The 7,951-nt window shown below is 35.4% G+C and carries 4 protein-coding genes; all 4 read left to right on the forward strand.

Going from position 1 to position 7,951, the window contains the following annotated elements:
• On the forward strand, positions 1-1,468 hold a 1,468-nt coding region (locus AC3DU7_RS14485), incomplete at its 5' end, for a flavin-containing monooxygenase (RefSeq protein ID WP_488040034.1).
• Positions 1,469-1,712: 244 nt separating this feature from the next.
• Positions 1,713-3,416: a DUF6200 domain-containing protein gene (locus AC3DU7_RS14490; RefSeq protein WP_488040035.1), complete on the forward strand. Its 1,704-nt coding sequence runs from the start codon at positions 1,713-1,715 to the stop codon at positions 3,414-3,416.
• Positions 3,417-3,604: 188 nt separating this feature from the next.
• Complete coding sequence (locus AC3DU7_RS14495; RefSeq protein ID WP_488040036.1) at positions 3,605-5,236, forward strand: DUF6200 domain-containing protein; 1,632 nt, start codon at positions 3,605-3,607, stop codon at positions 5,234-5,236.
• A 643-nt stretch (positions 5,237-5,879) separates the two neighbouring features.
• Entirely contained in the window at positions 5,880-7,805 is a 1,926-nt protein-coding gene (locus AC3DU7_RS14500) for a flavin-containing monooxygenase (RefSeq protein ID WP_488040037.1), read from the forward strand.
• Positions 7,806-7,951 lie beyond the last annotated feature (146 nt).

Raw genomic sequence — 7,951 nt, forward strand, 5'->3', positions numbered from 1 at the left:
TTCTACTAACCAAGAACAAAACTTAGAAATTGCTATCATCGGTGCTGGAATATCTGGTCTGTGTATGGCAATTAATCTCAGAAAAGCTGGTATTACAACCTTCAAAATTTATGAAAAAGCAGATAACGTAGGGGGAACATGGCACGATAATACATACCCTGGTTGTGGTTGTGATACAGCATCTATTTTATATTCATATTCATTTGAACCTAAAAGTGACTGGACGCGGAATTATCCCAAACAACCAGAAATACTTAAATATCTAGAACACTGCGCTGATAAATATGATATTAGAAAACACATTACTTTTAATACAGAAATTAATAGTGTTTTTTTTGACTCAGAAAAAAATATTTGGCGTATTTATACTGCTTCTGGAGAAGAATTTTATGCCAATATTTTAGTTAGTGGTTGTGGACAATTAAATCAACCAAAAAATCCTCATATTGATGGTTTAGAAACATTTTCAGGAACTCAATTTCATTCTGCTCGTTGGAATCACGAACATGATCTAAAAGATGAAACAGTAGCAGTAATTGGTACTGGTGCAAGTGCAATTCAGTTTGTTCCGATTATCGCTCAACAGGTGAAAAAATTGATTGTTTTTCAACGTAGCGCTCCCTGGATTGCACCTAAGCTGGATTTTCCATTTACAAATTTTATTCATTGGTTAGGTAAAAACTTTTCATTTACAATTAGATTATATAGATGGTTTCTATATCTAGTTCATGAATTTTTTGTTGTTTATCTGACTATAAAACAAGACAATATTGTTAGCAAAATCAGTACCGCTTTCCTGGACTTTCAAAGGAATAGGATAGTTAAAAAAGAAAGTCTCAAGTCTATTCTAAAACCCAACTATCAAGTTGGTTGTAAGCGCATTTTAATTTCCAATGATTATTATCAAGCTCTACAACTTCCTAATGTAGAAGTAGTTGCTGATGAAATTAAAGGAATTAATCAGAATCAAATTATTACCAAAGATGGTACAGAATATCCCATAAATACTTTGATATTTGCTACAGGATTTAATACAGTCCTCCTATCATCAATTAAAATAGTTGGTTTAAACAATCAATTGTTACAAGAAAAATGGCAAGATGGAGCAGAAGCATATAAAGGAATTATGATTCCAGGATTTCCTAATTTGTTTATGCTTTATGGACCTAATACAAATACAGGTACTCAGTCAATTATTTTTATGGTTGAATGTCAAGTAAACTACATTCTTTCTTGTATCCAAATGATGCAAAATAATTCACAGAAATATTTAGATGTGAAGCCTGATATTAATTCTGAATATAACAAAAAAATACAGGTTGCTGCTGCTCAAACTGTGTGGAATAGTGGTTGCAGTAGTTGGTACAAAACAAAAACAGGCAAGATAGTAAATAATTGGCCTTTTTCAACTGTGCGTTATTGGCTCAACACTTTTCAAGCTAATCCCAAGGACTTTAATTTTTCTTAACCTGTTATTAAAGGTGATAATTATTGTGTCAAAATACTTTTGTGTAGATACAAAAATCTTGTATAATTATCTTGGTTAAGTTTTTGTTTTTAACAAAAATCAACAAGGACAATATAATTATTAATTAATTGGGTCGATCTTTGATTTTGCAACCAGCTTGTAGATGATATCCTGAAAACCCAATCTTGTCCCTACTGTTTTCAAATTATCCAGCTTTGCACCACTAATTAAAGGAGAGATTACAGTGGCAACAAAATATAAAACTATACAAACGGAACCCGCAACACCTAAAGCTCCATCAACAGAATACACTTGGGAACAGATAATGTTGTCCCATATGTGGATTATCTACTGCATTTCATTCCCTTATTCTTATGTAGGTTCAAAAGAATATTTACAACAACTATCTACTCAATCAGCTCAGGAAATTCTAGCCGATCCCAGAGTCAAAAAAATGATAGGCACATGGGAACTCGTATGGGGTTTTGCTATTTTTCAATTCCCAGAGTCTGGAGTGAATGACAACACACTCTATATTGCTAAGTACAATGATAACAATCCAGAAAAAGATACTTATGTTCTTTCTGTGGCTGGAACAAATATGAAATCATTGTACAGTGTTCTATTTGAAGATTCTGATTTATTCTCAACTAAAGAGTGGAAAAATGGCAAACCCTGGGAAAGCCCACCAAATTTCAAAGCTAGTACTGAACCCTCTATCTCTTCAGGATTTACAAGGGCTTTAAATACAGTATTTAATAAGACTAAGGACAGTAATGGTACTTTGGTTATAGAAGCTCTCCAGAAAATAACCAGTAGCTCTACTAAACCAATAGATCTTTATGTAGTAGGTCATAGTTTAGCAGGTACCCTAGCTCCACTGATGAGTCTATCCTTATTTGAACGTGAGTCCGAGTGGAATAGCAGTGGTATCGCTGCTTTAAAAGGAGTTTATTCCCTAGCAGGGCCAACTCCAGGAAACCTAGCTTTTCAGGAGTACTACACATCAAAAATTGGTGACATAACTCAACGTTTATGGTGCTCTCTTGATGTTGTTCCTAATGCTGCCAAAAAGGAAGGTCTTGCTGCGGTTGCTGGCCTATATGAGCCTGATATTCCTGCTACTCCGTTGATTAATGCTTTATGCTTAGGATTCAATAAGTCGATTGAACGCTATAACTATCATGGTGTTACCTCTCTGGCAGCTTATACTGGAACGGTTAATAATGATTTCCGCCTCGAAAATATTAACCAATATCCTGAAGTAAAAGATTTTCTTTCAGAACAGTGTGCCGGAATGCTACTTTACGTTTTTCTGAGTAGCTTACTAGATGTGTCTAGCGAATTAGAAAAGATTCCATTTGTGGGTCAAGTTTTTGCTCCTCTTGAAAGTAAGATGCAAAGTGTCATTAAGTCATCTACTTCTATCGTGTCAAACTTTTTTGCTGAAGTCATTGACGAAGGTGTGACAGCAGACAAAATAGATCAGAAAATTGAGTCAATGCTTGAGGATGTACTCGATCATATTGGTATCCCAATAAATCTTTCTCTTGTAATGTCTGCTCTTCCTAAGAACTTAATTACTGGTGAGAACATCTATCATTTGATGGATTGGTATATGCAGTTCTACTTCCAGCACGTAGACCAATATGTTGCATATTATGAAGTTCAAGAGCTTTACGACATCAAAGCAAAAATTACCAGTCAAGTAGAGGCAAGACTTGGTACAGAAGAGAACAAGAAGCAAAAAGTCAATACTATTCTTGTGGATTATGGTAAAGCCAAAGAAGACGATATTGACGATTTATTTAACGGCGAAGGTAAGCTACTTGAAGGAATATCTGATGTTGTTGCACAACTAAAACAGTCAGGTCAGGTAGAGAAAAATGCACAACCTTTAATTGTAGTAGTGGAGAAAAAGATAAGTGATAAAGGTTTGCTTGGTTAGTAAATGCTTAATGCATGACTTTTGAGTGTCTTGAGTGCGTCTTAAATTTTGTTGGCGTAACCTTTCCACAGGAAATGGGAACCCCAGAATTACGCACTCGATTCATAATTTATAACTGCCTTGAAATAATGCTTAAGGTTCATAAATATTCAAGATTATTAGCAAGAAACCAATAAGGAAAAATAACAATGGCAACAACAATAACAGAAAAAAAGATACAACCAGGAGAATACACTTGGCAACAAACGATATTATCCCACATGTGGCTGGTCTATTGTGTATCCTTTCCTAAAGCTTATAGTGGTTCAAAAGAATATCTAACAAATTTAGCAACTTCATCAGTCAAGAAAACTTTTGCTAGTCAAAAAGCTCAGAAATTAATTGGAAAATGGGAACTTGTATGGGGGGTATATGTTTATCAAAGGAGGTATTCTTCAGTCGCTGATAGTACAATGTATGTCGCTAAATATGCTGAAAGTACAGACATAGATAAATATGTCGTTTCTGTTGCAGGAACAAATCCATTCTCAATCTACACTATATTGTTTGAAAACGCTCGTTTTTTTTCTGTGAGAAAATGGAATCAAGGTCAACCCTGGAATAGTAAACAAGATGCAGCGTATACTGATGAACCAGCAGTATCCTCAGGATTAAGTACGGCATTGAAAGTTCACATGACTAGAATGCAGGATGCTCAAGGTAATTCTCTGGTTGATATTCTTGGAGAAATAGTCAGCAATGCTACTAAACCTGTGGAAATAACAGTAGCGGGTCATAGTTTAGGAGGTACTATTTCACCGTTGCTCGGTTTATCATTACTAGACTGTCAATCAGAATGGGATAGCAATAATATGGCCACAATCAAAGTGGCATCTGTAGCAGGTATGAGTCCTGGAAATGAAGCTTTTACAGAGTATTATCAGTGCAAACTAGGCGATCGCACAGAACGAATTTGGTGTGACAAGGATATTGTTCCTTATATGTCAACAATCAATGGTCTCAGTACTATGCCAACTCTATACGCACCAGAGATATCAAACAATATACTGATTAGTAGCTTCCTTGAAATTATGCTGCAGGGTACTCAACATCATAAGTATACGCCCATATCCAAGACAATAGCATACTCCGGCAGGTTTGAACCGTCCAAAGTGTCTGAACAGATCAATCAAAATGAAATTCTTAAAACATATATTGTAACTCAATGTAGTACACTAATATACTTGATTTGGCTGCAACACTTAGAAAGGATACCATTTATGCCTAATATTGTGGAAGATAAATTTCACGAGTTAGCAGAAGAATTTTCTAAACTCTTTGCCGAAATTATAACTAAAATGTTAGGTGGTGCTGCAAGAGTAGATCAAGAACTAGAAAATGTTTTTGCTTATTTAGTCAACTCAGTTAGTACAATTCCCATTGTAGGTGTACTAAAGCAATTTAATCGTAATTTGTTATCTACTACTAGCGTTTTTGGTTTAATTGATTATTATCTACAGTTTTCTTACCAACATACTAAACAATATGTAGATTATTTTGGTTTCTCGGAGTTTAACTTTCTAAGACTTCAGATTACCGATCAAATTAATCAAGATTTGGAAAAAGAAAATGTTAGAAAACAAAAACCAAATACTGTTGTAGTCGAATACGGTAAAGCCAAAGAAGATGATATCAAAGATTTATTGAATGGGGAAGGTAAGTTATTGAATAATATATCCGATGTTGTCGCAGAACTAAAACTATCAGGAACAGTAGAACAAAATGCACAACCTTTACTTGTCATCATTGAGAAAAAGAAAGACAGGGGACTTTTTGGTTAGATTTAGACAAAAATTTTGAGGTATTTAGAAGTAGTAGCGATAACCATAATACAAGCAGGAGATGATACTTGGAATTTCAGTTATTAGTGATAGTTTAGCAGTTGATATTGTGATAGTTTTAGATTGAGCATTATTATAGATTGTCAGTCAGAATGAAAGAGCAAAGTATCTCAAAAAATGTGAATTAAATAACACGGTAAAATTGTGCTTTGGGTTGCTTTAAAAATAAAATAATAATAATTGAGAAACCCAAGACTGTTTAAACAGATTTGATATTATATGGACTACTTGCTAAAGTATGTAGTAAAAAAGTAAGGAACAAGACAATATCTATCAGGGAATAAAAAAAAATTTGGTTATTGAAAAAAAGAAAAAATATAAAAGATATTTTGTAGATTAGATAAGATTTTTAGATCACAAAGACATAATAGATAGTTCTAAATGAAATGAAAATACTTGCGATAAAAATTGATCGCATTTCCTAGTTTTTTTGTCTGCTATATTTTTTTAGAAAGCCTATTGTAATTTTTACAATAGTGAAGTATTGACAAATAGAAAATAATGTATCATCATTATCTTTAGGATAAAATTAAATAATTCTTAACTCGTAAAGTTAAAAAGCTTTAAACATAAGGAAATGGTGATGACAGAAACAAAGCGAGGTCTAGTTATAGGGGCTGGATCTTCTGGCCTAATAGCTGCCAAAGAACTATTAGACATCGGTGTGGACTTGACGATTTTAGAAAAGGAAGCAACTTTAGGTGGTGTATGGCACAAATATTGCTGGAAGACTTCAACCCTCACATCTTCCAAGTGGATGACAGAATATGGCTGTTACCAAGCACCAAGTGAATACGCTGACTTCATGAAACCGGAAGAAATGATGGAATATCTAAGCTCATTTACTAAACATTATGGCTTAGAAGATAAAGTTAAGTTTGGAGTTGATGTCAAGGCGATCGCTCGCAGCAGTGATGGAAAAAAATACGATGTAATCACCGATAAGGAAACTTATAGTGGTTACGATTATGTAGTTGTTAGCACTGGTTTACATGGCAAACCAGTTATCAGGGAAATTCCAGGACTAGATAAGTTTACTGGTACTGTAATGCACGGATTCAAATATAAAGGCCCGGAAGAATTTCGGGGTAAAAAAGTAGTGTGCATGGGTCTTGGTGAAAGTGGAATTGGAATCAGCTCTGAAATTAGCAGTGTAGCAGATAAAACTGTTGTGGCAGCGGGTGGTTTTAATTTTGCTCCTCGCGTTTATCCTCATACTAATAAACCATTCGATCAGATCCAATTCTGGCCAATTGGTCAATACATTAAGGACTATCAGGAAATATTGAGTGCGCAAATGAGCTGGATTACTCGCCTACCAGAGCCATTACGTACCGCTTTTGCTAATTATCATCCATGGTTACAAAAGTTTCCTAAAGAATGGCTACCAACAGCTTATATTCCTTATTACTGGGCAGGTAAGTACTGGCCTAAACCTAGCAGCAATTTTGGAGATGTTAGTGGTAATCTGACTCGACCAGATACTCCTCCTGACGATATCATGTATTTGGTTCATAGTGGTAAAATTATAGCAAAAGGTAAGGTAGAGCGCTTTGATGAAACAGGTGCTTACTTCCCAGATGGAAGTCGAGAAGAAGTAGATATGGTGGTAGCTAATACAGGATTTAAGTCTGGAGCTGCCCTAATTGAGTTTCCTGATAACTGGCAATACCGACACCAAGACTTGTATAGAGGCTGTATACATCCCGATATGCCTGGTCTGGCATTTACTGGTACTGTTCGACCAACTATTGGCTCCATCCCTGCTATGGCAGAAATGCAGTCACGCTTTATTGCTCAAGTTTTTTCTGGTGGGTTTGAGTTGCCAGAGAAAGAAGAGTTGAAAAAACTAATTAAGAAAGAAGCTGACGATCACGCATGCAAAAATCCAAAGATGACAGAGCGTTGGCCTCATATATATTTCTTCGATCAATGGATGGAAGAAATGGCAGAATTAATTGGTACTCAACCTAAAATTTGGCAGCACTTGGGTTCTTGGAAGCAACTTCAGGGTTTTCTATTCGGAGCTCCAATGCCTTTACGTTTTCGCCAGTATGGACATGGCTCGGTTGAAGGTGCTAAGGAAGGTTATGCGGAAAGGATTAATCATCTTTATGGAACTCCTCCTGTTTCCTTTGCTGTATTGTTTCTCTTCATGAGCCTTTCGTATCCTTACATCCTATCTTTACTTATTGCTGCATTCTGTTTTTGGGGAATTGACTTATCGCCTCTAGTCAGTATTGGTTTGGGGTTAGTGTTTTATACTTTATACATGACAGTGGATGTATTTCGGTTTGTGGTCGCATTTTTACCAATCACATTACCAATCCAGATGTCATTGGAAGATACTATACCTTGGGGCAATTTCAACTATGAGTCTAAGTCTAGAATAGCTTTCACAAATATTCCAGAGGATGCAAGAGTAGATTATAGCGATCCTCAAATCTTTGCAACTGGGGAACTTCCTAAAGGCAAAGTATTAGAGCCTGAAATGGTTGCTAAAAGTTAATTATTTGGTTCGTCAATCTTAAGAAAATATTATTGACGATCGCACCATACCTTGATCTGATAAGATAATGTACAAATACCTGTAGGGATTATCAATAGTCTCTACAGGTATTTATAGTTAATGGGCGATCGCTTAGTAGAGATTTC

The organism is Okeania sp., assembly GCF_983059655.1.